This is a genomic window from Aestuariimicrobium sp. G57 (genome assembly GCF_050110855.1).
Classification (GTDB): domain Bacteria; phylum Actinomycetota; class Actinomycetes; order Propionibacteriales; family Propionibacteriaceae; genus Aestuariimicrobium.
Genome location: NZ_JBNINW010000003.1, coordinates 406,452 through 433,134, shown reverse-complemented (window position 1 = coordinate 433,134; position 26,683 = coordinate 406,452). Strand labels below are relative to the sequence as shown.

24 protein-coding genes are annotated in these 26,683 nt (G+C 69.3%); 5 read left to right on the top strand and 19 right to left on the bottom strand.

Annotated elements, in window-relative coordinates:
- Positions 1-123 precede the first annotated feature (123 nt).
- Together ACQCX5_RS09105 and ACQCX5_RS09100 are read left to right on the top strand one after the other, a co-directional pair.
- Positions 124-558 (top strand): VOC family protein, encoded by a 435-nt coding sequence (locus tag ACQCX5_RS09105; RefSeq protein ID WP_434541710.1) that lies wholly within the window; start codon positions 124-126, stop codon positions 556-558.
- Positions 559-1,263, top strand: coding sequence for a winged helix-turn-helix transcriptional regulator (locus ACQCX5_RS09100; protein WP_434541709.1), 705 nt, complete (start codon positions 559-561; stop codon positions 1,261-1,263).
- 111 nt (positions 1,264-1,374) lie between these two features.
- On the opposite strand, the gene ACQCX5_RS09095 is transcribed toward ACQCX5_RS09100, so the two are convergent.
- The 19 genes from ACQCX5_RS09095 to ACQCX5_RS09005 all read right to left on the bottom strand — a co-directional run bounded on the left by ACQCX5_RS09095 (position 1,375) and on the right by ACQCX5_RS09005 (position 22,818).
- On the bottom strand, positions 1,375-2,283 hold the full coding sequence (locus tag ACQCX5_RS09095; RefSeq protein WP_434541708.1) for a diacylglycerol/lipid kinase family protein: 909 nt from the start codon (positions 2,281-2,283) through the stop codon (positions 1,375-1,377).
- 247 nt (positions 2,284-2,530) lie between these two features.
- Positions 2,531-2,893 carry a type II toxin-antitoxin system death-on-curing family toxin gene (locus ACQCX5_RS09090; protein ID WP_434541707.1) on the bottom strand — a complete coding sequence of 121 codons (363 nt, stop codon included), beginning with the start codon at positions 2,891-2,893 and terminating at the stop codon, positions 2,531-2,533.
- 6 nt (positions 2,894-2,899) lie between these two features.
- Positions 2,900-3,103, bottom strand: a complete 204-nt coding sequence (locus tag ACQCX5_RS09085; protein WP_434541706.1) for a CopG family transcriptional regulator — start codon at positions 3,101-3,103, stop codon at positions 2,900-2,902.
- Positions 3,104-3,251: 148 nt separating this feature from the next.
- On the bottom strand, positions 3,252-4,187 hold the full coding sequence (locus ACQCX5_RS09080; RefSeq protein ID WP_434541705.1) for a carbamate kinase: 936 nt from the start codon (positions 4,185-4,187) through the stop codon (positions 3,252-3,254).
- Positions 4,188-4,189: 2 nt separating this feature from the next.
- Positions 4,190-5,068 carry an SDR family oxidoreductase gene (locus ACQCX5_RS09075; protein WP_434541704.1) on the bottom strand — a complete coding sequence of 293 codons (879 nt, stop codon included), beginning with the start codon at positions 5,066-5,068 and terminating at the stop codon, positions 4,190-4,192.
- 27 nt (positions 5,069-5,095) lie between these two features.
- The gene (locus tag ACQCX5_RS09070) at positions 5,096-7,114 is read right to left on the bottom strand and encodes a hydantoinase B/oxoprolinase family protein (RefSeq protein WP_434541703.1); all 2,019 of its coding nucleotides are present in this window, start codon (positions 7,112-7,114) and stop codon (positions 5,096-5,098) included.
- Complete coding sequence (locus ACQCX5_RS09065) at positions 7,111-9,231, bottom strand: hydantoinase/oxoprolinase family protein (RefSeq protein WP_434541702.1); 2,121 nt, start codon at positions 9,229-9,231, stop codon at positions 7,111-7,113. Before ACQCX5_RS09065 ends, ACQCX5_RS09070 begins: the two co-directional genes overlap by 4 nt.
- An 893-nt stretch (positions 9,232-10,124) precedes the next feature.
- Complete coding sequence (locus tag ACQCX5_RS09060) at positions 10,125-11,057, bottom strand: hypothetical protein (protein ID WP_434541701.1); 933 nt, start codon at positions 11,055-11,057, stop codon at positions 10,125-10,127.
- Positions 11,054-11,401 (bottom strand): hypothetical protein, encoded by a 348-nt coding sequence (locus tag ACQCX5_RS09055; protein ID WP_434541700.1) that lies wholly within the window; start codon positions 11,399-11,401, stop codon positions 11,054-11,056. The genes ACQCX5_RS09060 and ACQCX5_RS09055 overlap by 4 nt, the downstream gene beginning before the upstream one ends.
- Positions 11,398-11,802 (bottom strand): hypothetical protein, encoded by a 405-nt coding sequence (locus tag ACQCX5_RS09050; protein ID WP_434541699.1) that lies wholly within the window; start codon positions 11,800-11,802, stop codon positions 11,398-11,400. The genes ACQCX5_RS09055 and ACQCX5_RS09050 overlap by 4 nt, the downstream gene beginning before the upstream one ends.
- A gap of 4 nt (positions 11,803-11,806) precedes the next feature.
- Positions 11,807-12,292: a hypothetical protein gene (locus tag ACQCX5_RS09045; RefSeq protein WP_434541698.1), complete on the bottom strand. Its 486-nt coding sequence runs from the start codon at positions 12,290-12,292 to the stop codon at positions 11,807-11,809.
- Between the two features lie 142 nt (positions 12,293-12,434).
- Positions 12,435-13,568: a ring-opening amidohydrolase gene (locus ACQCX5_RS09040; RefSeq protein ID WP_434541697.1), complete on the bottom strand. Its 1,134-nt coding sequence runs from the start codon at positions 13,566-13,568 to the stop codon at positions 12,435-12,437.
- A gap of 63 nt (positions 13,569-13,631) precedes the next feature.
- Positions 13,632-14,549, bottom strand: coding sequence for a carbon-nitrogen hydrolase family protein (locus tag ACQCX5_RS09035; protein ID WP_434541696.1), 918 nt, complete (start codon positions 14,547-14,549; stop codon positions 13,632-13,634).
- A 2-nt stretch (positions 14,550-14,551) separates the two neighbouring features.
- The gene (locus ACQCX5_RS09030) at positions 14,552-15,250 is read right to left on the bottom strand and encodes an SRPBCC family protein (RefSeq protein ID WP_434541695.1); all 699 of its coding nucleotides are present in this window, start codon (positions 15,248-15,250) and stop codon (positions 14,552-14,554) included.
- 3 nt (positions 15,251-15,253) lie between these two features.
- Positions 15,254-17,752, bottom strand: coding sequence for an aerobic carbon-monoxide dehydrogenase large subunit (cutA, locus tag ACQCX5_RS09025; RefSeq protein ID WP_434541694.1), 2,499 nt, complete (start codon positions 17,750-17,752; stop codon positions 15,254-15,256).
- Positions 17,749-18,315, bottom strand: a complete 567-nt coding sequence (locus ACQCX5_RS09020; protein WP_434541693.1) for a (2Fe-2S)-binding protein — start codon at positions 18,313-18,315, stop codon at positions 17,749-17,751. Before ACQCX5_RS09020 ends, cutA begins: the two co-directional genes overlap by 4 nt.
- Positions 18,312-19,232, bottom strand: coding sequence for an FAD binding domain-containing protein (locus ACQCX5_RS09015; protein ID WP_434541692.1), 921 nt, complete (start codon positions 19,230-19,232; stop codon positions 18,312-18,314). Before ACQCX5_RS09015 ends, ACQCX5_RS09020 begins: the two co-directional genes overlap by 4 nt.
- A 41-nt stretch (positions 19,233-19,273) precedes the next feature.
- Positions 19,274-20,773: a uracil-xanthine permease family protein gene (locus ACQCX5_RS09010; protein ID WP_434541691.1), complete on the bottom strand. Its 1,500-nt coding sequence runs from the start codon at positions 20,771-20,773 to the stop codon at positions 19,274-19,276.
- Positions 20,774-21,075: 302 nt separating this feature from the next.
- The gene (locus ACQCX5_RS09005; RefSeq protein ID WP_434541690.1) at positions 21,076-22,818 is read right to left on the bottom strand and encodes a PucR family transcriptional regulator; all 1,743 of its coding nucleotides are present in this window, start codon (positions 22,816-22,818) and stop codon (positions 21,076-21,078) included.
- A 36-nt stretch (positions 22,819-22,854) separates the two neighbouring features.
- Between ACQCX5_RS09005 and ACQCX5_RS09000 the strand changes: the two genes are divergently transcribed.
- From ACQCX5_RS09000 to ACQCX5_RS08990, 3 genes are read left to right on the top strand one after another with little or no spacing between them, the layout of a single operon-like run.
- Positions 22,855-23,718 (top strand): oxamate carbamoyltransferase subunit AllH family protein, encoded by an 864-nt coding sequence (locus tag ACQCX5_RS09000; RefSeq protein WP_434541689.1) that lies wholly within the window; start codon positions 22,855-22,857, stop codon positions 23,716-23,718.
- Positions 23,719-23,764: 46 nt separating this feature from the next.
- Positions 23,765-25,267 (top strand): FdrA family protein, encoded by a 1,503-nt coding sequence (locus ACQCX5_RS08995; RefSeq protein ID WP_434541688.1) that lies wholly within the window; start codon positions 23,765-23,767, stop codon positions 25,265-25,267.
- Positions 25,264-26,679 (top strand): DUF1116 domain-containing protein, encoded by a 1,416-nt coding sequence (locus ACQCX5_RS08990; RefSeq protein WP_434541687.1) that lies wholly within the window; start codon positions 25,264-25,266, stop codon positions 26,677-26,679. The genes ACQCX5_RS08995 and ACQCX5_RS08990 overlap by 4 nt, the downstream gene beginning before the upstream one ends.
- Positions 26,680-26,683: the final 4 nt, after the last annotated feature.

Sequence of the window (26,683 nt, the reverse complement as noted above, 5' to 3'; positions counted from 1 at the left end):
GAGGTGCCGGATCGATCAATGTTGAGCACTTGACGGCTTGCTATTGACAAGCATGCTTGTTTTTTGCAAGCTAAAGGCAGGTCGGACCCCTCGTCCGACCCCCATGCGACAAGGAGCACGGCAATGACGCACATCTTCGTGAACATCCCGACCAGTGACCTGGATCGGGCCAAGGCGTTCTACACGTCCCTGGGTGCCACCCTCAACCCCGACTTCACCGACGACAACGGCTCCTGCGTCGTGTGGGGCGACAACATCTATTTCATGGTGCTGACAAGGGAGTTCTTCGCCACCTTCACCGACAAGCAGGTCTGTGACCCCAAGACCCACGCCATGGCGCTGCTCTCGGTGAGCCGCGACTCGCGCGAGGCCGTCGACGCCATCGTCGAGGCCGGCATTGCCGCCGGTGGCCGCCAGCTCGGCGAGCCGACCGACTACGGCTTCATGTACTCCCGGGCGCTCGAAGACCCCGACGGCAACGGCATTGACTTCCTCTACCTGGTGCCGCAGGACGAGTTGGCCTCGGCCGAGCCGGCCACGGCTGGGGCGCAGGCCTGAATGGCGGCCCGCAGCTATGGGCAGTACTGCGGGGTCACCACAGCCGTCGAGCAGGTGGGGGAGCGGTGGGCGTTGCTCATCATCCGCGACCTGCTCGTCGGCCCCCGCCGCTACACCGACCTCAAGCAGGGGTTGGCGAAGGTGCCCACCAACATCTTGTCGACGCGTCTGAAAGAGCTGCAGGAATCAGGCGTCGTCCGCCGGGTGCCGCTCAAGAACTGCGGTCTGGTCTATGAACTCACCGACTATGGCCGCCAGCTCGAGCCCATCGTGCTGGCGCTGGGGCGGTGGGGGTTCCAGCAGATGGGCGACCCCGGCCCCGACGACGCCGTGACCGCGGACTCGTTGACGGTGGCGCTGCACACGGCCTTCCGGCCTGAAGTGGCCGCGGGGCTGGAGCCGGCTCATTACGAACTGCACGTCGCCGACGTGGTGCTGCGGGCGGTCGTCGATGGGGCGGCTCTGCAGGTGGTGCAGGTCGCCCCCGCCGGACGACCGGTCGACCCCGCCCGTCGGGTCGGGGTCCCGGTCCCAGGTGCTGCCGATGTCGTGATCGCCGCAGGACCGGGCATCCGGCGGGTCGTCTCGGGTGAGCTGACGCCGGACGAGGCCGTCGCCCAGGATGTGTGGCGGGTGGTGTCGGGCGATGCGGGGATGCTCGACCGGTTCGCGGCGACGTTCCACATCGGGCCGGGTGGGTCCTGAGGATTGCCCGTGAAGATCGCAGTTGCCCTAGCGCCGGCGCTAGGGCAACTGCGGTCTTCGCGGGCAATTGTGGGTGGGCGCCCGCCCACTCAGTCCAGGGTCAGTCCAGGGTCAGTCCTGCGCCACCCGCACCACCAGCGCGCCCTCGTCCAGGTCGGTGCGCATGCGCCGCACCTTGCCCACCGCGTCGCCGTCGATCTGGCCCTCGACGGGGTTGCTGAAGGTCGCTTCGGCCTGGTGGGTCGTCCAGTGGCGCAGCATCTTGTGGCCGCGGCGGTGGCCGGTGAGCACATCGATGAAGACGCCGGCCCACCCGAACAGGCCGCGGGGTGAGAGCACGAGCACGTCCAGCTGGCCATCGTCCGGCTCGGCCTCGGGCACCAGCACCACCCCGCCGGTGAGTGTGCCGCAGTTGCACACCATGTACGAGCGCGCGCGATGGCTTCGTCCGTCGGGACCGGGCAGGTCATTGGTGACCCGCACGCCGAAACCCTTGTTGAGCAGCGCCTTCGCGCCCGACTCGACATAGGCGACCCAGCCGACGGCCTTCTTGAGCTTCTCGTTGGTGTTGGCCATGGTGTCGGCGTCAAGGCCCACCCCGGCGATGACCAGCAGCACCTCTTCGGGCTGGTCGTCGAACTGCACGAGCCCGACGTCGATGGCGCGGTCGCGTCCGGACAGGGCGAGCTCGAACGCAGTGGCGAAGTCATCGAGCGGGATCTCGAGGTTGCGCGCCAGCAGGTTGCCGGTGCCCTCGGGGATCAGCCCCATCGGCACCCCCGAGCCCCTCAGCGCCGCCGCGACATGGCGCACCGTGCCGTCGCCGCCCATGGCGCAGACCAGATCAGCGCCTGCCTCGAGGGCCTGGCGGCCCATGGCGATGCCCGGGTCATCGGCAGAGGTCTCGATCCAGGTGGGGGACTCGTAGCCGTGCTCGGCGCAGAGCGCATCGGCAGTGCCCTGGCGCTGGTCGAGGTCATCAATCTTGGTCGGGTTGTACACGACACAGACGGTCTTCACGAGAGTGAGCGTAGTGGGCCGGGCGCGGGTGGGGGTGGTGATCTGAATTGCCAGTCGCCGACACTGTGGACGACTTGCGGCCCGCGGCTGGTGGTGCAGGATCGGGCATGGTCCACACCAGCGACCATGCACAACTGGCACGCGTGCCACGACCGCGCCCGATTCAGGCCGATTGGGATGCACATGCGGCACCCATGTCACGTCCGCAGGTTTGGCTTCGGCGGACGGCTCAGAAGATGCCTCGTCCTCATTGCCACAGCGACAGGGCGTGCGCTACCTCAGGCAGGCTGGACTTGCCGCTGGCCACGGCGATGACCAAGTCATAGGCGGCATCATCGGGGGCGTCCAGGTCATGCCCGTTGATGTCATAGAACACGACGGTGGCCAACCAGCCCAGTCGCTTGTTGCCGTCGACGAGCCCGCGGTTCAGAACCAGGGATTCAAGCAAGGCCGCGGCCTTCTCATCAAGGGTGGGGTAGGCGTCCTCGCCCCACAGATGGGTTCTGGGGCGGTGGGCTGCGGAATCAATCAGGCCAAGATCTCGCACGGGGCCGACCCCCAATTCTGTCGCCAGCTCCAGCAGGTCATCGAGGCCCAGGTAGCGGGTCACCCGCGGCTACTTGCCGAGTCGCTCGAGCAGCGCTGCATACCGCACACGCGCGCGTGCCGAGGCGTCGCTGACATCACGCGCATGCGCCAACCGGGCGGCGGCTTCGCGGATCGCCCTGACAGTGGCTTCCTGGCGACTGACGCCTTCGGCGGCCGCCAGCTCGGCGAGGATGCGCTCGTCCTCGGGTGTCAGTCGCAAAGTCATGGCCATGGGTCCATGGTATCGCGATGATACCAATGTGCATTCGGTTCGAGTCCTGCGAACGTGGCACCAGCGTCACGAATGCAGCTAGTTCAGGCCGATCGGGCTGCACACGCGGCACCCATGCCACGTCCGCAGGTTTGCTTCGGCACACGCCTCAGCCCGGCACCACCACCGTGCCCGAATCCTGGGTCACCGCCGCCGTGATGTTGTCGAGGGCCGTGATCACCGACTTCGGCCCACCTGCCCGCACGAACCGCAGCGCCGCCTCGACCTTGGGGCCCATCGAGCCGCTGGCGAAGTGTCCCTCGGCGGCGATCTGTTCCATCTCGGCCAGCGTCACCACCCCCACCTCACGCGCCTCGGGGGTGCCCCAGCCGATCACCGCGTGGGCGACGTCCGTGGCGATCACCAGCACATCGGCATCGACCTGCCCGGCCAGCAGCGCCGCCGTCAGGTCCTTGTCGATCACGGCCTCGACGCCCTGCAGCTCACCATCGGCCTTGCGTGCCACCGGGATGCCGCCACCACCCGCAGCCACCACCACGAACCCGGCGCCCAGCAGTGACTGCAGCGCACGCGCGTCCAACACCTCTTGCGGGTCGGGCGAGGCCACCACGCGGCGCCAGCCCTTGTCACCCCGGTCTTCCCAGTCCTGGCCGAACGCGATCATCTTCTGGGCCTCGTCGCGGGGCAGGTAGCGCCCGACCGGCTTGGTCGGGTTCGCGAATGCCGCGTCGGCGGCATCGACTCGTGTGCGGGTCACCAGCGCTGCCACCGGACGATCAATGCCGCGGCGCGCCAACGAGCCCTCGAGCGCATTCATGATCGTGAACCCGATGGTGCCCTGGGTCTGCGCGCCGCACCAGTCGAGCGGCACCGGGGGCACCACATGCGCGGCCAGCTCGTTCTTGACCAGCAGGTTGCCCACCTGCGGGCCGTTGCCGTGGGTGATCACCACCTCGTGGCCGGCCCCGATCAGGTCGGCGACGGATTCCATCGCCTGCTCGATCGCCCGGCGCTGGTCGTGCGGGCTCGCCGAACCGTCCGGTGCCGTCATGGCGTTGCCCCCAAGGGCCAGCAGAACTCTCATGGTCATTTCCCTTCAGCAGCGGTGTCGAACAGGAACTGCGCCCACGACCTCGGCCGGCGTCCGAGCAGCGCGCGCAGCACGAACGGTGAGCCGGTGAAACCGTGGTGGTCGTAGTGGTCGAACATGGCCGCCAGTTCGGCGGTTTCGCGGGCGTCTGCCAGCGTCGGTGCCGTGCCCCGTTGGGCAATGACCGGACGACCGAGCACGCGTGACGCCTGCTCGGCCATGGCCACCAGGTCGAGCCGCTCTGGCCCGGCCAGCTCATACGTGCCGTACTCATGGGCCTCGTCACCCAGCACAATCGCCGCCGCCTCGGCCACGTCGCGCAGGTCGACATTGGTGAACGGCCGCCCGGTCGAATAGGGCGCCGACAGCACACCCTCGCGCACCCCACCCAGCAGGTTCTGGTGGTAGGCCGCCGGTTGCAGCACCGTCCAGGCCAGCCCGCTGCGGCGCAGCACGTCTTCGGCCTCGGCCTTGCGCACGTGGTGGGCCATGGACGGGGCCCACGGGTGCATCACCGAATGGAACACCACCCGCCGCACACCCCCGGCCCGACAGGCGGCGATGGTGTGCTCGAGCATGGGCACCTCGTCGGCGGACAGGTTGGGCGCCAGGTGGTGGACCGCGCGGCATCCCCGCACGGCCTCGGCCATGCCGACCCCCGTGACCGGGTCGGCGATCGCCACCTGCACCCCGGCCGGCGCACCCGTGCCCGGCTGGTCCTGCTTGGGGCGCGCACCTGCTCGTCCACCGTCATCGGGGCCCCGCGAGACCCCGCGCACAGCCAGCCCGCGGGCCAGCAGGGCTCGCGCCACCGCGGCGCCGGTCTTGCCGGTCACCCCCAGCACCAGCACGGGTGCGGATCGGTCGTTGCTCATGCCCTGCCAGCCCCTCGGTCGCTCAGCTCACAGCCAGTCGACGACCGGGGCGCCGCGGCCCTCGGGGTCGAGCTCGGCGAAGCCCGGGCCACGGTCGAAGAAGGGCTCCTCGCCGGTGCGGGCGGCGCGCAGTTCGGCGCGCAGCGCCTCGGTCGCGGCCTCGTCGATCACCGGGTTGTCCTTGTCACCCGAGGCGACGACACCGTAGTCGGCGCGGGCCCCCTCGAACGAGACCTTGCCCCACGACAGGTCGCGGCGTACCTCGTCGGTCGGGCGGTCCAGCGGGTCGCCCCAACCGCCACCGCCGGTGGTGCGGATGCGGATGACCTCGCCCGCCATGACCGGTTCGGTGTCGACCAACGCCTCGAGCTCGCGCTCGTTCGGGCCGCCCGGGTCGATGGTCACCTGGAACGGCTTGCCGGCCTTGCCGCCCTTGACGCCCCAGCAGGCCAGGATCGAGCGGTCGGCGATCGACATGAAGTGGGCGTCCTTGAGCATGCGGATGTGCTTCTCGTAGCCCAGGCCGCCGCGGTAGCGACCGGCGCCACCCGAGTCGACCGCCAGTCCCAGCCGCTCGACCAGGAACGGGAACCGGCTCTCGGTGAACTCGGTGGGCAGGTTGCGCGAGTCGGGCACGACGTGGATGGTGTCCTCGCCGTCGGAGTAGTAGCGCCCGCCCGAACCGCCGCCGAGCACCTCACGCATCAGGTAGTCGTTGCCGTCGCGGTCCTTGCCGTAGACGCCGGTGTAGCGGATGGTCTCCTGGTCGGCCGGCATGCGCCCGTCGACGGCCTTGGCCACCACCCCCGCGAGCACGCCCAGCAGGCGCAGGATCACGAACGTGCGTGCGTTGGTCGGTCCCGGGTAGATCGGGGTGAGCAGGGTGCCCTTCTCGGGAAAGCGCATTTCGATCAGGGGGACGATGCCCTCGTTGACGTCGAGTTCGCCCATGCGCTCGGGGGTGTCGGCCAGGTTGCGCAGGATCGGCGCCAGCCACTTCTTGAGGAAGTTGCCGCCGACGTAGTCACCGCAGTGGTTGATCGGTCCGGCGGCCTGGGCGGCGGTGCCGGTGAAGTCGATGATCAGCCGCGGCCCGTTGCCGGGGCCCCCGGTGGCGGTCTTGGTCAGCGTGATCCGCTGGGTGTGCAGCATCGGCTCGGCGACGCCGTCGTGCTCGGCGTAGTCCTCCCACACGTACTGGCCGTCGGGGATCTTCGCGAGGATCTCGCGGCGGTAGATCTCGGTGGTGTTGTCCAGGATCGTGTCGAATGCCGTCTCGACCGTGGTGCGTCCATAGCGGCCGAACAGCTCGCTCAGTCGTCGTGCGCCCATCAGGCAGGCCGAGCACTCGGCGTCCAGGTCGGCGGCCAGCGAGTCGGGCATGCGCGAGTTGCGGGTCATGATGCGCAGCGCCGCCTTGTTGGGCACGCCCGCGTCCCACAGCTTGATGGGGGGCACCGACAGGCCCTCTTCGTGCACGCTGGTCGCTCCCGAGGGCATTGACCCGGGGCGCGCACCACCGATGTCGTCATGGTGGCCAAAGGCTTGGACGAAGCAGACGACCTCGCCCTCATGGAACACCGGCACCGTCACGCACAGGTCGGGCAGGTGCCCGATGCCGCCCTCGGACTCGTAGACGTCGTTGTGGAAGAAGACGTCACCCTCACGCATCGTCTCGAGCGGGAAGTCGCGCACGATCGGGTGCACCAGCGCCGAGTACGACCGCCCGGTCAGCTTGCGCAGCTGGCGGTCATGGATGCCGGCGCGGAAGTCGTGCGCGTCGCGGATCATCGGCGAGCGCGAGGTGCGGGCGATGGCGGTCTCGACCTCCATCTCGACGCTGGCCAGGGTGCCCTGGACGATCTCGACCACGATGGGGTCGACCGGGGTGCCCTCGGGCTGCAGCCGGTTGCCGTGCTCATAGCTGGTGGGCAGGCCGGCGGGGTTGATGGGCTCGGCGGCGATGTAGGCCTCGAGGGCCTCGCCGGTGAGCGGGGTCAGCCCCAGCATCGAGCCGGAATCAGTGCGGGTGGTGGTGGCGCTCATCGTGCGGCCTCCTTGGTGATGATCAGGTTGGCGTGCTCGTCGACGCGGACGTGGAAGCCGGGGTGGACGGGGATGGTGGAGCCGAACTCCTCGATGATGGCCGGGCCGCTGATCCGGTCACCGGCCAGCAGGTCGGGGCGCCAGTAGACGCCGGTCGCGATGCGGCCCTCGTCAGCGTCGAAGACGACGTCGCGGGTGCTCTTGCGGGCACGGCTCTCGACGTCCGCAGCGCCCTCGTTGGACGCCACCGTGATCACTTCGGGGCGCTTGATCGGGCCGATGCCCGAGACGCGCAGGTTCACCCACTCGACCTGCTGGGACTCATCGCCGCGGAAGTCGTAGTTGTACAGCGCACGGTGGGCGTCGTGGAAGGCGTCGGTGACCTGATCGGCCCATTCACGGGTGATCTCGCCGGCCGGGGCCGGCACCCGCACCTCGAAGGCCTGGCCGAAGTAGCGCAGGTCGACGCTGCGGGCGAAGATGTGCTCGTCGGCCGCGAAACCCTCGTGGGCCAGGGCGTCGGCGGCGCGGTGGTGCAGCTCGTCCAGCGTCCTGGCGATAGCCGCGAGGTCGAGATTGCGGTCTTTGGCGACCTGGGTCTGCACGTAGTCGTTCTTGACGTCGACGGTCAGCAGGCCGAACGCCGAGACGTTGCCGGGGTTCAGCGGCACGACGACGCCGGCCAGGTCGAGGATGTCGACGAGGCTGCACGCCAGCAGCGAGCCCGAACCACCGAACGTGGCCAGCATGAAGTCGCGGACGTCCAGGCCACGCTTCACCGAGATCTGGCGCAGCGCGTTGGCCTGGTTCCAGGCCGAGATCTCGAGGATGCCGGTGGCCGCCTTCTCGGGGGTCAGCCCCAGGCGCCCCGCCAGCTCGGCGATGCCGGCGGCAGCGGCGTCCTCGTCGAGCGGGATCTCACCACCCAGCAAGTGGGGTGGGATGCGGCCCAGGAAGACGTGCGCGTCGGTGATCGTCGGCTCGGTGCCGCCCTTGGCGTAGCACAGGGGGCCGGGGTCGGCACCGGCCGACTGGGGGCCGACCTTGAGCTGGCCCTCGGGGGTGGTCCAGGCGATCGAGCCGCCACCGGCACCCACGGTGACCACGTCGATCATGGGGATCTTCGACGGGAATGCGCCGACCGAACCCTCGGTGGTCAGCGCCGGCTCGCCGTCGATGACGACCGTCACGTCAGTGGACGTGCCGCCGCCATCGCAGGTCAGCACCTTGTCGAAGCCGGCCCGACGGGCGATCAGGCCCGCGCCGAGCGCCCCGGCGGCCGGGCCGGACAGCACAGTGGTGATGGGCTGGTTGACCACCTCGGAGGCCGACAGCACGCCGCCGTTGGACTTCATGATGTAGAAGGGGATGCGCTCGCGACCGGCGTCATTGGCACCGGTGAACCGGTCGAGCCGTTCGTGGATGTTGGTGACATAGCGCGACACCTTGGGCTTGACGGCGGCGTCAACCAGCGTGGTCATCGAGCGCTCGTACTCGCGGTATTCGCGCAGCACCTCGCTGCTGAGCGAGACGACGGCGTCAGGGTGCTCCTCGCGCAGGATCTCGCGCATGCGCAGCTCGTGGCTGGGGTTGGCATAGGCGTGCAGCAGGTTCACGCCCAGGGTGTTGATGCCCTTGTCGCGGAACCAGCGGGCGGTGCTGCGGGCCCCCTCCTCGTCGAAGGGGCGCACCTCGTTGCCCTCGAAGTCCATGCGGCCCTCGACGGTTTTGACCAGGTCTGCGGGCACGATGCGGTCGGGCTTGACCCAGAAATAGGAGTTGCCGTAGCCGTCGGGCACCGCCTGGCGGGCGATCTCGAGCACGAACTCATAGCCGGCGGTGGTGATGAATCCGAGGGTCTCGACCTTGCCCTCAAGCAGCTGGTTGGTGGCCACCGTGGTGCCGTGCGAGACCGCGGTGATGTCATCGCCGGTCGCACCGAGCAGGTCGAGCACCTTCTGCACCCCGTTGATGAACCCGTCGGCCGGGTTCGACGGCGTCGAGGGGGTCTTGGTGGTGGTCAGGGTGCCGGCATCCTCGTCGAAGGCCACCACGTCGGTGAAGGTGCCTCCGGTGTCGATGCCGATGCGAATGCGGCGGGTTGCCTGCTGCGTCATGTGCGTCCTTCGTCTCGGCTGGGGCTTGGGGACGATTCAACTGGGCGCGGCAGGGGGATGCGTCGGCAACATCTGCCAAAGCGACGGCGGATGGGTGGGCAGTTTGGTGAGATGTTGCCCAGAGGTGGGGTGGTGCTGCTGGGTGCTTGTTTTCAGATCTGGACGAGCCCTGGCCCCGGACGACCCTGCTGGTGTGGGGCACCCGGCGCCGCGGGGCCGCTCTGACACGTCTGCCTCGGCCCTGGCTCGTCCTCGGACGTGCACAAGTGGCACCAGTGCCTCGTCCGCGCGGTGAATCTGGGCAATCTCGCGCACTTGTGGCGCCTGTGTCACGTGTGCAGGTTCGGGCCTGGTCTGGCCGACGGCGGTGGCGCCGTGCGCTGGTGGTAGGCACTCGTCCGGGTGTGATCTGACAAAGAAGTAGCCAGCGGCCCGAATTCGGCGTTATTGCACCCGGTGCGGCTGCTGGGCGCACGTTTCTCAGATCTGGACGAGCCCTGGCCCCGGACGACCCTGCTGGTGTGGGGCACCCGGCGCCGCGGGGCCACTCCGACACGTCTGCCTCGGCTCTGGCTCGTCCGGTGCCATGCACAAGTGGCACCAGTGCCTCGTCCGCGCGGTGAATCTGGGCAATCTCGCGCACTTGTGGCGCCTGTGTCACGTGTGCAGGTTCGGGGCGTGGGCTTGCCGACAGCGGTGGCGCCGTGCGCTGGTGGTAGGCACTCGTGCGGGTGTGATCTGACAAAGGTGCTGCCAGCGGCCCGAATTCGGCGTTATTGCACCCGGTGCGGCTGCTGGGCGCACGTTTCTCAGATCTGGACGAGCCTGTGCCGGGATGATCCTGCTGGCGTGGGGCACCCGGCGCCTGCCATGACGCAGGCCGCCCCCCGACCTCAGATGTCGGTCACCGACGTCCCGTGGTGGTCCACCGTGCCCGCATCGTCGGCGGTGTTGGCCGCACCACCGGCAGTACCGGCTGTCGAGGCCGGGCCCTGGACACCTTCGGGCAGCGGGGACAGGTCCGGGGTGGGGTTGCTCACGCGCAGCGACCCATCGCTCTGTCGGGCCGCCGAGGTGCTGAACCCACCGCTGCGCCCGATGTTGCTGCGCTGCACCGCCCGGAAATAGCGGGCGGCATTCCCAAGGGCTTCGGACAGCTTCGTCCACTTCTTGGTGATCTTGGCGAGGAACTCGAACAGTTCGGCGATCTTCTTGCTGATCTTTGACATGACCACGGCGATCTTGCCCTGGAACCACGCCACGAACGCCCCCAGCGAGCCGCCGCACGTGATCAGCGCGCTGGCGAGCGCCACGAGCGCGTTGCCGATGGCCGACGACAACAGGTCCTTGATCATGCCCCAGATGAACTCGCGGACCCCGGCGCAGACCTGACCGGCGATCTCGATGCTCGCCGAAACCTGCGCAGCTGCCTCGGCCGACTGCGCGAAGGCATCGTTGAGGGCGCGCTGGATTTCGAGGTAGTGCCCGGCTGCTGGGGAGTCCCATGAGGGCAGGTCGGCCACGGCGGCAGCATGTGCGTTGCCCACCGAGACAATGGAGGCCGACAGGTCCATCCACTTCTGGGCGTGACCCATGATCTGGCCGACGTCACCCACCAGGAAGTCCATGGGTTCGCGCAGCAGCGCGCAGTTGGCCATCAGGAAGTCGAGCAGCGGCCCGAGCGCCAGCCCGACCAGCCAGCCGGCCGGGTCGGCGATGGCCCCCAGCACACCAAGCCCCGCGGCAGCCGGGGCCGTGATGTCGCCGAGCTCGAACTTGCCGTTGCCGAGTTCGGCGGCAGCGTCCTGGAATGCGGCGATGCTCATGACAGCAGCTCCCCGATCTGGGCGGCGGTGGCGACGATGTCGTCCTCGACCTTCTTTGACTGACTGACCCCCGACTCTTCGGCGAACTGGTAGTCGGCACGGGTCTGCTTGATGGCGTCGCGGGTCACCTCGTTCGCCTCGGCCAGCGCGGCCAGCATGTCGTCGACATGGCCGTTGAGCGTCGACAGGATGGGCACCACCAGCGGGCTCGGCAGGATGCCGTACATGAGCCCGTCAGCCACGCCCAGCGATGCGCCGGTGCCGGCGGCCGTGCGCATGTCGGTGCACACCGCGTTGAGCTTCGTGATGTGCCGGTCGAATTCTTCGAGGTCCCACGCGGTCACCGGCGGCGCTCCTCATTGATCTGGTCCATGCGCCGTTGCACGTCCGCAGGCACGGAGCGTTGCATGTAGTCGACGATCGGCTGTTCCCCATCCAGCGGCGAAATACCGGCGACAATGGTGCGCATCTGTGCGGTCGCCTGGGTGACGGCCTCGGCATGGGCATTCATGATCGCCTCGCTGAGCCGGGCTGCGGACAGCGCCATGCCGGCGTCACGGACGCGGAGCGACTCGAGCACGCCCGCGGCGTTCACCGACAGCACCACGTGCTTGGTCTCGATCTCGCTGTGGATGGCCCGCATGTTCTGCTCGGCCTCACGTGCGCGAGCCGCGAGTTCGTCGGCGGTGCGCTGGTAGTCGCGCAGCCACAGCTCCGGGTCGATCGAGGTGGGGTCCTGGGTCATCAGGTCAGTTTATGGACGACCGGCTCAGTGCATCCGGGTGGCGCCACAGGCGGCCCAGCGCGAAGGCAGAGGCCAGCCCGGCCAGGGCTGACAGTGCGGCACCCAGACCGAAGATTCCGATGCTGCCGTCGGCCGGGTGTGACGTCGGCGCCACGACATGGCCGAGGAATCGACCGAAGCGCCACGGGTGTTCGGTGACGGCATCCCCGGCCTTGACGTCGCTCGCCGCCCAGACCCGTTCTCGTGTCCGGCTCCCGTCGTCCCAGCTGACGTCAGCGGCACATGAACGGGACGCGATGTAGCCCGGACCGCAGTCGGCCACCTGCTGAACCTGACCCGTGCGCATGATCGTGTCGTCGTGCGTCATGACGCCGATCGCGAAGTTGACCCGGTAGGTGATCCACAGGCCGAGCAGTGTCACGACGAAGAACAGGACGAGCCCGACCATCAATCGCAGGTCCTTGGGGCGCGCGGAGCTGGTGGGGGCCATTCCCCGATGCTAGCGACTGCAGCGGTGCCGAACCGTTCGACTATGAACGGTTCCCTCTGGTACAAGACCGAAGCGGACACCCAACCGCAGACCGGGAAGGGGCCCCCCACCGCTGTGGTTGGTGCGGGTCAGGTGGGAGCGGTCAGCCCTTGTACTGGTAACCGGTGGGCTGGTCACCCAGGTCGATGATGGCGGCGACGGGGCCGCCACCCTCGGGGCCCTGGTGGGCGGCCGAGACCGAGACGAAGACGGCCGGGTCGCCGGTGACCGAGGCGGTGACACCGCCGACACACGACTTGATCTGGCGGTGCCAGTGCACGTCGGAGTCGTCGAGCATGGCGTTGCGGCGTCCGCGGACAGTGCCGTCCTGGCTGGCCTCGCACTTGAGGAACACGTTGACCAGTCGCCCCTGCAGGTCGCTGGAGTGCGCACGTTCGGGCAGATCGAGGCCGGCGTCCTTGATGGCGTTCCAGATGCCGTCGGCGTCGAGCGCGTCGTTCATCACGGAATGGCCGATCTTGAAGCGTCCGCCGATGCCGCGCACGTTGCCGACCACGACGACCTGGGCCTGGTCGAGTTCGACACCGGACGAGCACGAGGCCACGGACGAGAACTTGTCACGGGAGTGCATGACGTCGGCGTCGGTGATGTCGGTGACCTCGCCGAGGGCCTTGGCGATGCCCAGGGCCGTGCAGCCGTTGGACAGGTCCATCGACTCATGCGTGTGCTCGGTCCAGACCTGCTTGCCGCGGGCCTTGGCATCGCGGATGGTGTGGATGGTGAGCAACGGGGTCTTGGTCTGCACGTAGTGCACGTCGGCGGGGTCGGTGATGCCGGCGCGTTCCATGGCGACCTTGACGGCATCGGCGACCTTGTCGACCATGCCGACGTAGCCGATCTCTTCAGGGGCGATCGGCTCGCTCATGGCGAAACCAACGCTCAGGCGGGGCTCGTCCGACGGCTCGACCTTGTCGGGGGCGACGGTGGCGAAGATGGTGGCGTGGGGGCTGATCACGCCGTCGGTGCCGCCGGACCACACGATCGGCACCTGCTTGACCTTGGCAGGGTCGGCGCCCTTCGAGGTGAGCATCTCGCGGAAGGCGCGGTCGGCGATGATGCGGGTGTAGTCGTTCACACCGCCATTGCCCTCGGTCTTGCCGATGATGGCGATGACGCGGTCGGCCTCGAAGACGCCGTCGTCGATGAGTTTGCCGAGCTCGGAGGCGTCCGAGACGGAGTGCAGCGGGACCTTGCGGACCTCAATGGCTTCGGGCATGGGTTCGTCCTTTCGTGGTGGGTCGTGCTGGGGGATGGGGTCGACGCTTGATTCGCAAGCAAGTCAGCAGCTCGGGATCGCCGACCCGTGCGGGAACGACGTCTTCGCCTCGCCCTCGAGCTCTGCCCGGTGACCCCGGATCAGGTCGAGGTTGCGGTCGCGCAGGTGGTCGAAACCCTGACCGATGTTGCTGCCCTGGGTCAGGCTGCCGAGTGCCTGCTCGGGGTCGAGCCGTGCCGCGACCCAACCCTCGTGCGAGGCGGCCCGGGCGATGATGTTGGCGGTGGGGGTGACGATGTGGCTGTTGCCGAAATAGATGACCCCGGCCGGGTCGATTCCGGTGGCATTCGCGCCGACCACGAACACGTGGTTGTCGTAGGCGCGGGCCCGCGAGGTGAGTTCCCACAGGTCGGCGCTGCGCAGCAGGGCCGAGGGCCGCAGGATCACCTCGGCGCCGCGCACTGCCTGGATGCGCGACAGTTCGGGGTAGTCACCATCGAAGCAGATGATCATGCCGAAGGTGCCCAGGTCGGTCTCGACGACGCTGACGGTGGTGCCGGGGGTGACCCAGCCGCCGCGCTGCGAGGATTCCGACCAGAACGGGTGGGTCTTGTCATAGACGCCCAGCACCGCACCGTCGCGGCCCAGCAGCACCGCGCTGTTGTAGACCACGCCCCGCTCGGGGCCACGGCGGTAGGTGCCGACGCACAGGTGGATGCCCAGGTCGGCGGCCAACTGCTGGTAGGGCTCGATGATGGGGCCGGGCACCTCGCTGACCAGGTCCCACAGTTCCTCGACCGGGATGCCGGGGGTGAACCCCGTGGTCACCGATTCGGGCAGCACGACGACCTCGGCGCGCGTCGCGGCCACGCACTCGCGCACCACCTGGGCGGCATGCTCGGCATTTGCCGTGATCGACGCGGCCACCAGCGGGCCCTGGGCGGGGTTGAGCTGCACGGCGGCAGCGGTGAACGCCTTCATGGTTACTTCCTTCCGGCCAGCACGCCGACGAGCACGCCGGCGAGCGCGATGACGGCGCCGACAACGGCAGCCAGCAAAACCTTCGTGGACGATCCGGGTGCGGCGGTTGTCGACGCGGGGGCGGTGAACACGGCGCGGGGTGCCGCCCCGGCGGTGGGCTGGCCGGCTGCCGCGGCAGGAGCCGGGTCCTGGGCCCTGGCCGCACCCGCGGCCAGCGCCTCGGCGACATCAGCGGCCGCCTGCGGCGCGCCCGCAGCACCGCCCGAGGCAATGTCGGCGTCGATGGCAGCGAAGAACTGGGTGGCCATCTTGCGGGCCACACCCTGCAGCATCCGCTGCCCCACACCGCCGATGGGCCCGCCCACCGACGCGTCCGCGGCCCAGGCGATGTCGGTGCCGCCGTCGTCGGCATTGGCCAGCCGCACGCGCACGTCGGCCGAGATGGTGCCGGGGCCGCCCTGGCCGCTGGCCTTCAGCAGGAATGACTCGTGCTCGACCTGTTCGGTGAGCGCCACATTGCCGGCGTAGGTGCCCTTGATCGAGGCAACGCCGGCGCTGACCGTGGCCTTGTAGGCGTCCTCACCGGTCTGTTCCATGCTCTGCAGGCCGGGGATCGTCCGGGTCAGCACCCCGGGGTCGTGGAATGCCTCCCACGCGACGGCGACGGGGGCGATCATGTGGGCGGTGCCGATGATCTGCATGGTTCAGCTCTCCTCGGTATTGGTCTCAGCAGGCGTGGTGTCAGTGGTCATGCTCGAGTCAGTCGTGGCGTCAGTGGTCGGGGTAGCGGCATCCTCATGCTGCCCGCGGCGCAACGACGGCAGCTCGCCTGCCTCATGCTTGCGCCGCAACTCCCACAGGTCATAGGGCGAGATCGGCATCTTCGTGATCGGGAAGCCCTCGGCGTCCTCGATCGCGCTGGCGATCACCGCCGATGCCGGGATCGTGCCGGCCTCACCGGCACCCTTGATGCCCAGCGGGTTCAGCGGGCTCGGCGTCTCGAGGTGGTCGGTCTCGATGTGGGGCACCTCGGTGGCGAACGGCATCAGGAAGTCCATGAACGAGGCGTTCAGCAGCTGCCCCGAGTCGTCGTAGACCATCTTTTCGTACAGCGCCCCGCCGACACCCTGGGCGACGCCGCCGTGCACCTGGCCGTCGACGATCATCGGGTTGATCATGGTGCCGCAGTCGTGGATGACGCAGTAGCGCAGGATCTTGATGTCGGCGGTCTCGGGGTCGGTCTCGACGATCGCGGCGTGCATGCCGTTGGCGAAGGTGGCGCCCTTCGGCGAGTAGAAGTCCTTGCCCTCGAGGCCGGGCTCGTCACCGGGGGCGACCGGCGGCTTCGACAGGTCGACGGCCGGTGAGAACTGCGTGGCTGCCTTGGCGGTCTCGTCGAAGGCATACCGCAGCGGGTTCGACAGCACCGAGACCATGCCCAACGACATCTTGTTCTCGGGGTCACCCTTGATGCGGATGAAGCCGTCGACGATCTCGAGGTCGGCCGGGTCAGCCTCCAGGGCATTGCCGGCGATCCTCAGCGCCTTTTCCTTCACCTTCTTCGCGGCCAGGTGCACGGCAGAACCGCTGGTCACCGCGGCGCGTGAGGCGAACGTGCCGACCGAATAGCCGAACCGGCGGGTATCGCCCGTGGTCACGTGCACGTCGGCGAGCGGCACGCCGAGCTCGTCGGCCACGATCTGCGCGAACGACGTCTGGTGGCCCTGCCCCTGGGTGGTCACACCGGTGGCCACGTTGACTCGTCCACTGGTCTCGACCTGGATGTGGCCGCCCTCGTAGGGGCCGATGCCGGTGCCCTCGACATAGCAGCCGATGCCCAGCCCCACCTTGCGGCCCTCGGCCTCGGCCGCCCGCCGGTACTCGGCGAAGTCGTCCCAGCCGACAAGGGCCTTGACCTTGGCCATGCTGGCCGGGAAGTCGCCGGAGTCGTAGACGGTGGGGCGGCCGTCCTGGAACATCAGGCCGACCTCCCACGGCATCTCGTCGGGCATGATGAAGTTGCGCAGCCGCACCTCGGTGCGGTCCAGGCCCAGGTAGTCGGCGATGGCGTCCATGGTGCGTTCCATGACGAACACGCCCTGGGGTCGTCCGGCACCGCGATAGGGCGTGACGATGACGGTGTTGGTGTACAGCGACCAGTACTCGACGCGGTAGTTGGGCAGCTTGTAGGGCCCGACCAGCTGCACCGAGGTGTTGAGCGGCACGATCACGCCATAGGGCATGTAGGCGCCGTGGTCGTGCCAGAACGTCACGTCCAGGCCCTGCACCACACCGTTGTCGTCGAAGCCGACCCGTGCCCGCTGCAGCTGCCCGCGTTCATGGGCCGACGAGATGAAGTGTTCGCGGCGGTCCTCGATCCACTTGACCTGGCCCTGCAGCCGCGCCGCAGCAGCGGCGACGCAGACCTCTTCAGGCCAGGGGTGGTTGATCTTGACGCCGAAGCCGCCGCCGACGTCGGGCACCTTGACGTGCAGCTTCTCGAGCGGCATGCCCAACTTGGCGGCGAGCGCGGCCCGCAGGCCCGTCGAGGTCTGCGTCGAGGAGTTGACGACCAGCTCGCCCAGCGCGTCATTCCAGGTGGCCAGCACGGCCTTGCCCTCCATGGGCATGCAGGCGCTGCGTTCGAAGTCGAGGTCGATCTCGAGCACATGCGGTGCCGCGTCGATCGCAGCGGGGGCGTCGCCCACGTTCTGCACGTAGTGTGCGCCCACATTGCCGGGGGCCCCTTCGTGGACGAGGTGGGCGCCATCACGGGCATTGGCGATGCCGACCACCGGCGGCAGCACCTCATAGGTCACCTGCACGCGCTGTGCGGCGTCCTCGGCGATGTAGCGGTCTTTCGCGACGACCATCGCAATGGCCTCGCCGACGTGGTTGACCTCGTCCTTGGCCAGCGCGTACGCAGTAAAGGGGTGCTCGATGCTGGGGTGGGGCAGCAGCATCGGCAGCGGCTCGGCGGCCGGGCCGACGAGGTCCTCCCACGTCCAGACCGCGACGACGTCGGCGACCTCGACTGCCTCGTCGACGTCGATGTCGAGGATCTTCGCATGGGCGTGGGGCGAGCGGACGAACGCGGCGTGCAGCGCGCCCTCACCGAGGTCGTCGGTGTACTTGCCGTACCCCGAGACCAGGCGCGGGTCCTCTTTCCGGTTCACGCGGGCGCCCATCAGTTTGCCGCTCATGCGTCGACCTCCTGTTTGCTGCTGCCCGGCTGGGTTCCTGCAGCGCGCTCCCGCTTGATCTCGGCGGCACGGCAGACGCTCGAGACGATGTTCTGGTAACCGGTGCAGCGGCACAGGTTGCCCGAGACGGCCTCGCGGGCCTCGTCGGGGGTGGGGTCGGGGTTCTCGTCCAGGAACGCGGTGACCGTGGTGATGAAGCCGGGGGTGCAGAAGCCGCACTGCAGGCCGTGGCATTCGACGAACGCCTGCTGCACCGGGCCCAGGTCGTCGGGGCCGTTGCCGCAGCCCTCGACGGTGGTGATCTCGAGGTCTTCGGCACCCACCGCGAACATCAGGCACGAGCGCATCGGCCGGCCGTCGACGAGCACCGTGCAGGCGCCGCAGACGCCGTGCTCGCAGCCGACGTGGGTGCCGGTGAGGCCGACATCGTGGCGGATCGCGTCCGAGAGCAACCTGCGCGCGGGCACCTCGATGGTGTGGCTGTCGCCGTTGACGTGCAGCGTGACCTGCTGCAACACCTCGGCCTCGCCTGCTTCGAACGGTGCACTCTGCGGGGGCGTCATGACGCGACCTTCTTCTCTGCGCTGGGAACGGCGGTGGGGGCGGACGGGTTGGCGAGCTCGGCCAGCAGCGACGAGGTGACCCGGCGGCAGATGGTGCCGCTCAGGTGGCGCCGGTAGTCGGCGCTGGCGTGGATGTCGTCGACCGGGTCGACGTGGGTGCGGGCGGCCTCGGCGACCGTGGCCAGCACGTCGGTGCCGACCTGGTCGGGGCGCAGGCCCGCGAGCTGGGGGGTGAGGTCGAGCACGTCGGGGCGCTCGGTCACCGAGACGAACGAGGCCCGGGCGGCAGCGATGGTGCCATCGGCCGCCGGGGTGATCGCGACCGCGACGCCCGAGAGGGCGTAGTCGCCGCTGCGGCGGGCCAGTTCGTCGAATCCGGTCACGGTGCCGGCGGGGAACAGGGGGAAGTCGACGTCGAGCACGAGCTCGTCGTGCTCGAGCACCGATTCCATGGGGCCGACGAAGAAGTGGTCGGCGCTGATGACCCGCTCGCCGCGGGTTGAGGCGACCCGCACCGAGCCGCCGGTGATCGCCAGGATCGACGGCATCTCACCCGAAGGGTCGGCGTGGGCGATGGACCCGACCGTGGTGCCGCGGTTGCGGATGGCCGGGTGGGCCACCCAGCCGAGGCCCTGCCGCAGCAGCGGCAGGGCCCGGTGGGCAGCTTCGTCACGTTCCAGTGCGGCATGCCGCACGATCGCGCCCACCCGCACCCGGTCGGCGTCCACCTCGATGCGGGCCAGATCGGCCAGCCGGTTGATGTCGACCAGGTGGTCGGGGGTGGCCAGCCGCATGTTCAGTACCGGCACCAGACTCTGGCCGCCGGCCAGCACCTTGGCATTGTCGAGTTGGGCCAGCAGGGCCAGTGCCTCATCGACGGTGGTGGGTGCGTGGTGGGTGAACGGGGCTGGTTTCACGATGCTCCTTGTGGTGCGGGTGGGTGCTTCGGCGGCGGTGCCTAGCTGTCGTCCTTCGGGCGCCGTCCGGCCTCTTCGGCGCGGCGGCCCAGCAGTCCGTGGTCGTCCTCGAGGCCGAGGTATTCGAGCGATTCGTTGCCGGTCGGGTCGGCGATCATGGACGTGCCTTCTGCCACGATGCCATCTGCCCGGCTGCGCATCTCGGCCGGGGCCACCAGACGGGCAAGGTGGTACATGCCGACGGCCACGATGGTGCCGAGCGAGATGCCCGACAGCGAGAAGCTGTCGGTGAACTGGATCGAGACGTTGCCGATGGCGATGATGATGCCCGCGGCGACCGGAACCAGGTTGAGCGGGTTGGCGAAGTCGACCTTGTTCTCCTTCCAGATCTTCGCGCCGAGCAGGCCGATCATGCCGTAGAGCACGACGGTGATGCCGCCGAGCACCCCACCGGGGGTGGCCGAGATGATGGCGCCGAACTTGGGCGAGAAGCCGAACAGGATGGCCACGAGCGCCGCCACCACGTAGGCGGCGGTGGAATAGACGCGCGTCGAGGCCATGACGCCGATGTTCTCGGCATAGGTGGTGGTGGGCGAGCCACCGACCAGGGTGGCCACGGCCGAGCCGACACCGTCGGCCGCGATCGCGTCGCCCATCTTGTCGTCGAGGTTCTCGCCGGTCATCTCGGAGACGGCCTTGACGTGGCCGACGTTCTCGGCGATCAGGGCGATCACCGCGGGCAGCACCAGCAGGGCGAAGTTCAGCGAGAACTGCGGGAAGTGCCAGCCGACGATGCCGTTGGCGACATCGGTCTGGGGCGGGAAGCCGATCCAGTCGGCGTTCTTGACGCCGGTCCAGTCGACGCGCCAGTGCTCGTCGACGGCGCCGGTGCCGGCGTTGTACGAGGTGATCCTGCCGGTGGCCAGGTCGAGGATCCACGACAGGATGTAGCCGACGATCAGGCCGAGGAAGATCGAGATGCGGCCCAGGAAGCCGCGCAGGCCGACGCTCATCAGGATCACGACGATCATGACGATCAGGGCGACCCACTGGTCCTGGGGCCAGTAGACCGAGGCCACCACCGGGGCCAGGTTGAAGCCGATCAGCATGACGACCGCGCCGGTGACGACGGGCGGCAGCACCTTGGTGAGCACCGAGGCGCCGACGAACTTGATGAAGATGCCGGCCGCGATCAGCACCAGGGCCGAGATGAAGATGGCGCCGGTGACATCGGCGGGTGTGCCGCCTGCCGCATGGATCGCGACCACGCCACCGACGAAGGCCGCCGAAGTGCCGAGGTAACTGGGGATGCGTCCCCGGACGATGAGCAGGAACAGCAGCGTCGCGACGCCGCTCATCATGATCGCGAGCTGGGGGTTCAACCCCATGATGATGGGGAAGACGAACGTCGCGCCGAACATGGCGACGACGTGCTGGGCGCCCAGACCGATGGTGCGCCCCCACGTGAGGCGTTCGCCTGGTGCAACCACTTCATCGGGCCCGAGGGTTTTCCCATCCCCGTGCAGCTTCCAGATGGCCATGTGTGTCTCCTTACGCGCTACGGCAGCGGAGCGCGTCCTGTGGGTTGTGCAAGAACCCTATGTCTTCTGCCGAGTCAGGTGATTCAGCAGGTTTCGCCGACGCGCGCCGAGGATGATTGGCGAGATATGACAATCACGGATGTGAGGTATCTCTCCCTGACACATGCAAGCGGAGGTGTGTTTCGAACGCATTGCACCAGTGTTGACAACGCATGAAACGGTGCAACGCCGAAACGATCACCGGGCTATGCGCAAACGTGACGCGTGTGAGCGATGTCACAGGTGCGCATCACAGCCGCGACTCACAGCCCGCGCATCTGCACGACATGCAGGGCGAGGGCCAGCGAGAACCGGCGGTGGGGGTCGGTGGTGAACGGCCCGAGCAACTGCTCGAGCTTGGTGATGCGGTAGCGCAGCGTGTTGTAGTGGAAGTGCAGGGCGCGGCTGGTCTCGGCGACATTGAGGTTGTTGTCGAGCAGCACGCTCAGCGTCAGCCGCAGGTCGTCGGCATCGGCCACCTCGCCGGTGGCCAGCGGGCCCAGGGTCTCGACCGCGAACGCGCGAAGTTCGTCCGGGTCGACCTGCGAGAGCAGCCGGAAGACCCCGAGCGATCCGAACGGGGTCACCGACCCGTTGCCATGCAGGCGGCGCCCGACCACCACGGCCTCGCCGGCCTCGGCATAGGCGCGCGGCAGGTCGGTGACGTCGGTGATGGGCCGTGAAATGCCGGTGGTGAATGAACGTCGTCCACCGCCGCCGTCGCCACGCACGGCGCGCGCGAACCGCGAGACCGTGCGCTCGAGTGCCTCGGTCGAGGTGCGCTCGTCGACCCCGATCACCGCGACCGCCTCTTGCGCATAGCCGGCAACCGGACTGGTGGGGTCGGCCGCGTGCACTGCCTGCGACCACGCCCACGAGAAGCGTTCCTGCAGCGAGCGTTCCTCGAGCGGGTCGAGCGGCGCGGCGCCGCGGTCGTCGACGTTGGCGACGACCACCACCAGTGGACGATCAAGGTTCCATCCCAGCGAATGGGCATGCCCGACGACGCGTTCGGCCGACCCCGCCCGGCCGACCAGCGCGTCGCGCAGGAAGTCGGCCCGGTACTTGTTCTCGACACCCGCGACGGCTTGCTGCTTGGTCAGCACCAGCGCCGCGGCGGCGGCAGCCCACTCGACCATGTGCACCTCGGCCACGCCCAGGGCGGCGCGGCTGACCACCAGCAGCCGGCCCTCGTGACGCCCGCGGGCGAGCACGGGCACCAGCAGCCGGTGGCGCTGGTCGTCGTCCACGGTGACCACGCCGGTCGGCTCGGCCTCGACCCGCAGTCGCCCGGTGCGGTCGAACGCCGGCAGCATCAGCATCTGGTCGAGCGTGAGGCCATCCCCGGTCAGGCCGTCGGCGGTCGACGAGGCGAGCACCCGGCCATCCATGGTGGTGACGACGGCGCCGTCGGCCAGCACCTGCACCAGGCCGTCGCAGACCTTGGTCAGGTCGCCGCCCGAGATGACGATGTCGACCAGGTCGCCGACCATCTGCTCGTTGCGGTCGAGATCTTCGGCGCGGCGGTTCAACACCCTTGTCAGCACCTGGTTCAGGATCTCGTCGAAGCCGATGCCATCAGGCAGCGAGATGATGGGGAAGCCGATCTCGTCGGCCACCTCGACGGCCTCGGGTGGCAGCGAGTCGAGGTAGCGGTTGAGCTTGATGCCGAGTGCGGCCAGCCCGCGGTCGTGCAGTTCGCGGACGAACTCGGCCAGGTCGCCGGCCTGGCGCAGCGGGTAACCGGTGGTCAACAGCAGCTGGTCGGCATTGGTCCACGGCAGCACATCGGGAACTTCCATGACATTGACCCGGCTGATGAGCCGGTCGAGCCCCGCATACCCAGCGACCACAGCAGCACCCTGCAGCGCCGGGATGCGCAGCACCTCGTCGACGGTCAGCCCCAGGGCTGCGCCCTGCTTGGGCCAGTCAGCGCCGGGGGCATCGCCACCGAGCTTTGGCATGACTTGCCGTAGATCGGTCTGCAGGTTGTCAGCTTTGGCCATGAACGAAGAGTAGTCACACGCCCTAGCCTGCAAGGCATGATCTCGACGACGAGCGTGCCTGGCCTGGTGCGCCTGCAGGGGTCGGTGGCGGCGCAGGCCGTGCCCGACCTCGCCGGGGTCTGCCGCGTGCTCGCGGTCTTCGAGCATGCCGCCTACCTGCTGTTCGATCACCGCCACGATGCCGTCGTCGCGCTGCTGCGCCCCGGGGCGCTGCAGCTGCCGATCGGCGTGCGGTTGCCGGGCCACACCCCCGACCTGCGCCACCTGGTCGACGTGGGTGCTGTCGGCGAGGTGGCTGCAGGGCGGCTGCGCATCGGTGCCCTCGATGTCGGGCTGTCAGGCAGGCACCGGCCCATCGGGGTACGCGTGCGCGTCACCGGCGTCGTACCGGCGCGAGGCATCGCCGCCCGGCTGGGAGCCGACCCGGTGCTGCGGGCCCGGGCGCGTCAGCTCGCCGCAGCCATCACCGCACAGCAGCTGCAGCGAGAGCTGCGGGGAGCCCCTGACCACCGCGCGGCCCACGAGCAGCTCGCCGCCCTGATCGGCTGGGGCCGGGGCCTCACCCCGTCGGGCGATGACCTGGTCTGCGGGGTGCTGCTCGCCCTCGTGGCCGCCGGGCGGCTGCGCACCGACGAGGCCGAGGGCCTGCTGGCCAACCAGCTGCACCGCACCACCAGCCTGTCGGCCCGTCTGCTGCGCTGCGCCGCCGCCGGGTTGGGCGTGCCCCAGGTCGTCCGGCTCGTCGACGCCAGCTTTGATGCCAGCTTCGATGTCGCCACCCCCGGTGCCGCCACCATCGCCGCCGTCCACGCCATCGGGCACAGCTCGGGGCGCGACCTGTGCGCCGGGCTCGCCGGCGCGCTCGACCACCTGTCCGACCCCAGGAGCCCGACCCGATGAGCCCCACCCATGTACCCGTCCAGTTGCACCCACGAAGGGATCGTCCATGACCGTGCACGTTGAACTGCGCCGCGGCGCCTATTACGACTCGGTGAGCCTGATGCAGATCTCGCAGCAGGTGAAGGTCGCCGGGGGAGTCGATGACGCCCAGATCGGCATGGCCACCGACCTGAATGTGGCGCTGCTCGAGCAGTCGGGCTACGTGATTCCCGAGGGTGCGACCCCGAACGATGTGGTCGTGGCGCTGCGCGCCGCCTCGGACGACGCCATCGCCTCTGGGCTGCAGGCCCTCGACGCCGCCCTCGCAGCACTGCGGGCACAGGCCCGCAACGCCGGCACCGGGGCCGACAACGTGCCCTCGCGCACCACCGGTTCGGCCGCCGACCACCTGCCCGGGGCCGCCTACACCGTCATCTCGGTGCCCGGTGCCCACGCCTTCACCGAGGCCATGGACGCCGTTGACCACGGCCTGTCGGTGATGCTGTTCAGCGACAATGTCAGCGTCGAGCACGAGGTGGTGCTGAAGGACGCCGCCGCCCGCAAGGGTGTGCTGGTGATGGGCCCCGACTGCGGCACCGCCGTGGTCAACGGCACCGCACTCGGCTTTGCGAACGTGGTGCGCCGCGGCCCCATCGGCATGGTGGCCGCATCGGGCACCGGCGCCCAGCAGGTGATGTGCCTGTTCGACCTGGCCGGCGTCGGCATCAGCCACTGCCTGGGCCTGGGCGGGCGCGACCTCAGCGCCACCGTCAACGGCCGCTCGGCCAGCCAGGCCCTCGCGGCGCTGGCCGCCGACGGGTCGACCGACCAGATCGTCGTGGTCAGCAAGCCCGCCGACCCCGCGGTGCTGGCGCGGCTCGAGGCCGAGGCTGCCGGGTCGGGCAAGCAGCTCACCTGGGCCACGCTCGGCCGCGGGTTGCCCGACCTGACCACCCAGGCCGAGGACGCCCTGCGGGCAGGCGGCCATGACGTGCCCACCTGGCCGCACTGGACCGGCGCCGATCCCGCCCATCCCGTGCCCGGCAAACTGCGCGGCCTGTTCTGCGGCGGCACCCTGGCTGATGAGGCCATGTTCATCGCCGAAGAAGCGCTGGGTCCGATCCAGTCGAACCTCACTGACGACCCCGCACTCGCGATGTCGGCCTCGGCGACGACCGACCAGCACGCCGTGCTCGACTTCGGCGACGACGAGATGACCCGCGGTCGCCCGCATCCGATGATCGACCCGTCGCTGCGCCTCGACCGGCTGCGCGCCGAGGGCCGCGACGCCACCTGTGGTGTGCTGCTGCTCGACCTGCTGCTGGGCCACGGAGCCCATGCCGACCCGGCCACCGACCACGCCGCGGCCATCCGCGAGGCCCGTGCCGCCGCTGCAGCCGACGGCCGCGAACTGCCGGTGGTGGTCAGCCTGATCGCCACCGAATCCGACCCCCAGGGCATGGCCCGCACCGCCGAGGCGCTCGCCGCCGCCGGCGCGTCGGTCTTCACCTCTAACGCCCAGGCCACCCGCCACGCCATCAGCCTGCTCACCGAAGGGAACCACGCATGAGCCAGTCGACCCTCAACAACCTGCTCGAGGCCCCGGCCGCCGCCGTCACCTCGGGCGCCGGGCTGTTCGCCACCTCGCTGCGCGACCAGGGCGTCGAGGTGCGCGAGGTCGACTGGCGACCGCCGATGGACGGCATCGACCCCGCCGACCTGGCCGCCGTCATGGCCGACCCCCGCCGCGAGGACGCGAACAAGCTCGCCATCGAACGCATCCAGTCGGCAGGGGCCGAACTCGTGGGCCTGCGCCCCGCGAGCGAGGTCTTCGGCCTCGAGAAGGGCCAGTTCCTGCACGCCGGCCCGCCGCTGGAATGGGAGCGGGCATCGGGCCCCATGAAGGGCGCCCTGATCGGGGCGATGATCTTCGAGGGCCTGGCCTCGTCCCCCGAAGAAGCCGAGGCCGCGCTGGCAGCGGGCAGGGCCACCCTCGAACCCTGCCACCACCGCGACGCGGTCGGGCCGATGGCCGGCGTGGTCTCGCCGTCGATGTGGATGTTCGAACTGCGTGACCCCGTGCACGGCAACACCTCGTACTGCTCGCTGAACGAAGGTCTGGGCAAGGTGCTGCGTTACGGCGCCTACAACCAGGAGGTGCAGGACCGACTCGGCTGGATGGCCCGCGTGCTCGGCCCGGCCCTGGCGAAGGCGGTGGCCCAGCATGGGCCCATCGACACGTTGGCGATGGTCGCGCAGATGCTGCAGATGGGCGACGAGGGCCACAACCGCAACAGGTCGGGCACGCTGATGTTCCTGCGTGACGTGCTGCCCGACCTGGCCAACTGCGGCCTCGACCCCGCCGACGTCGCCGAGGTCGCCCGGTTCATCGGCGCCAACGACCACTTCGCGCTCAACCTGGTCATGCCCACGTGCAAGCTGGCGATGATGGCGGCCAAGAACATCCCCGGGTCGAGCGTGGTGGTGACGATGGCCCGCAACGGCACCGACTTCGGCATCCAGACCGCGGGCACCGGGGACGAATGGTTCACCGGGCCGGCCAACAAGCCCGAGGGCCTGTTCCTGGGCTCGTACGGCCCGGACGATGCCAATCCCGACATCGGCGACTCAGCCATCACCGAGACGGCCGGCATCGGCGGCTTCGCGATGGCCGCGGCGCCGGCCATCGTCAAGCTCGTCGGCGGTGACGTGCCGTTCGCGTTGACCGCCTCGCGCACGATGTACGAGATCACGCAGTCTGAACACCCGATGTGGCAGCTGCCGATCCTCGAGTTCCGCGGCGTGCCGAACGGCATCGACGCCACGCTCGTGGCCCGCACGGGCATTTTGCCGCAGATCAACACTGGCATGGCCGGGGCGGTCGCCGGCACGGGCCAGGTCGGCGCAGGCCTGGTCACACCGCCCGCAGAATGCTTCACCCAGGCGATCAAGGCCCTCGCCGCCCGGGCGGTGCGGGCCTAGGCTG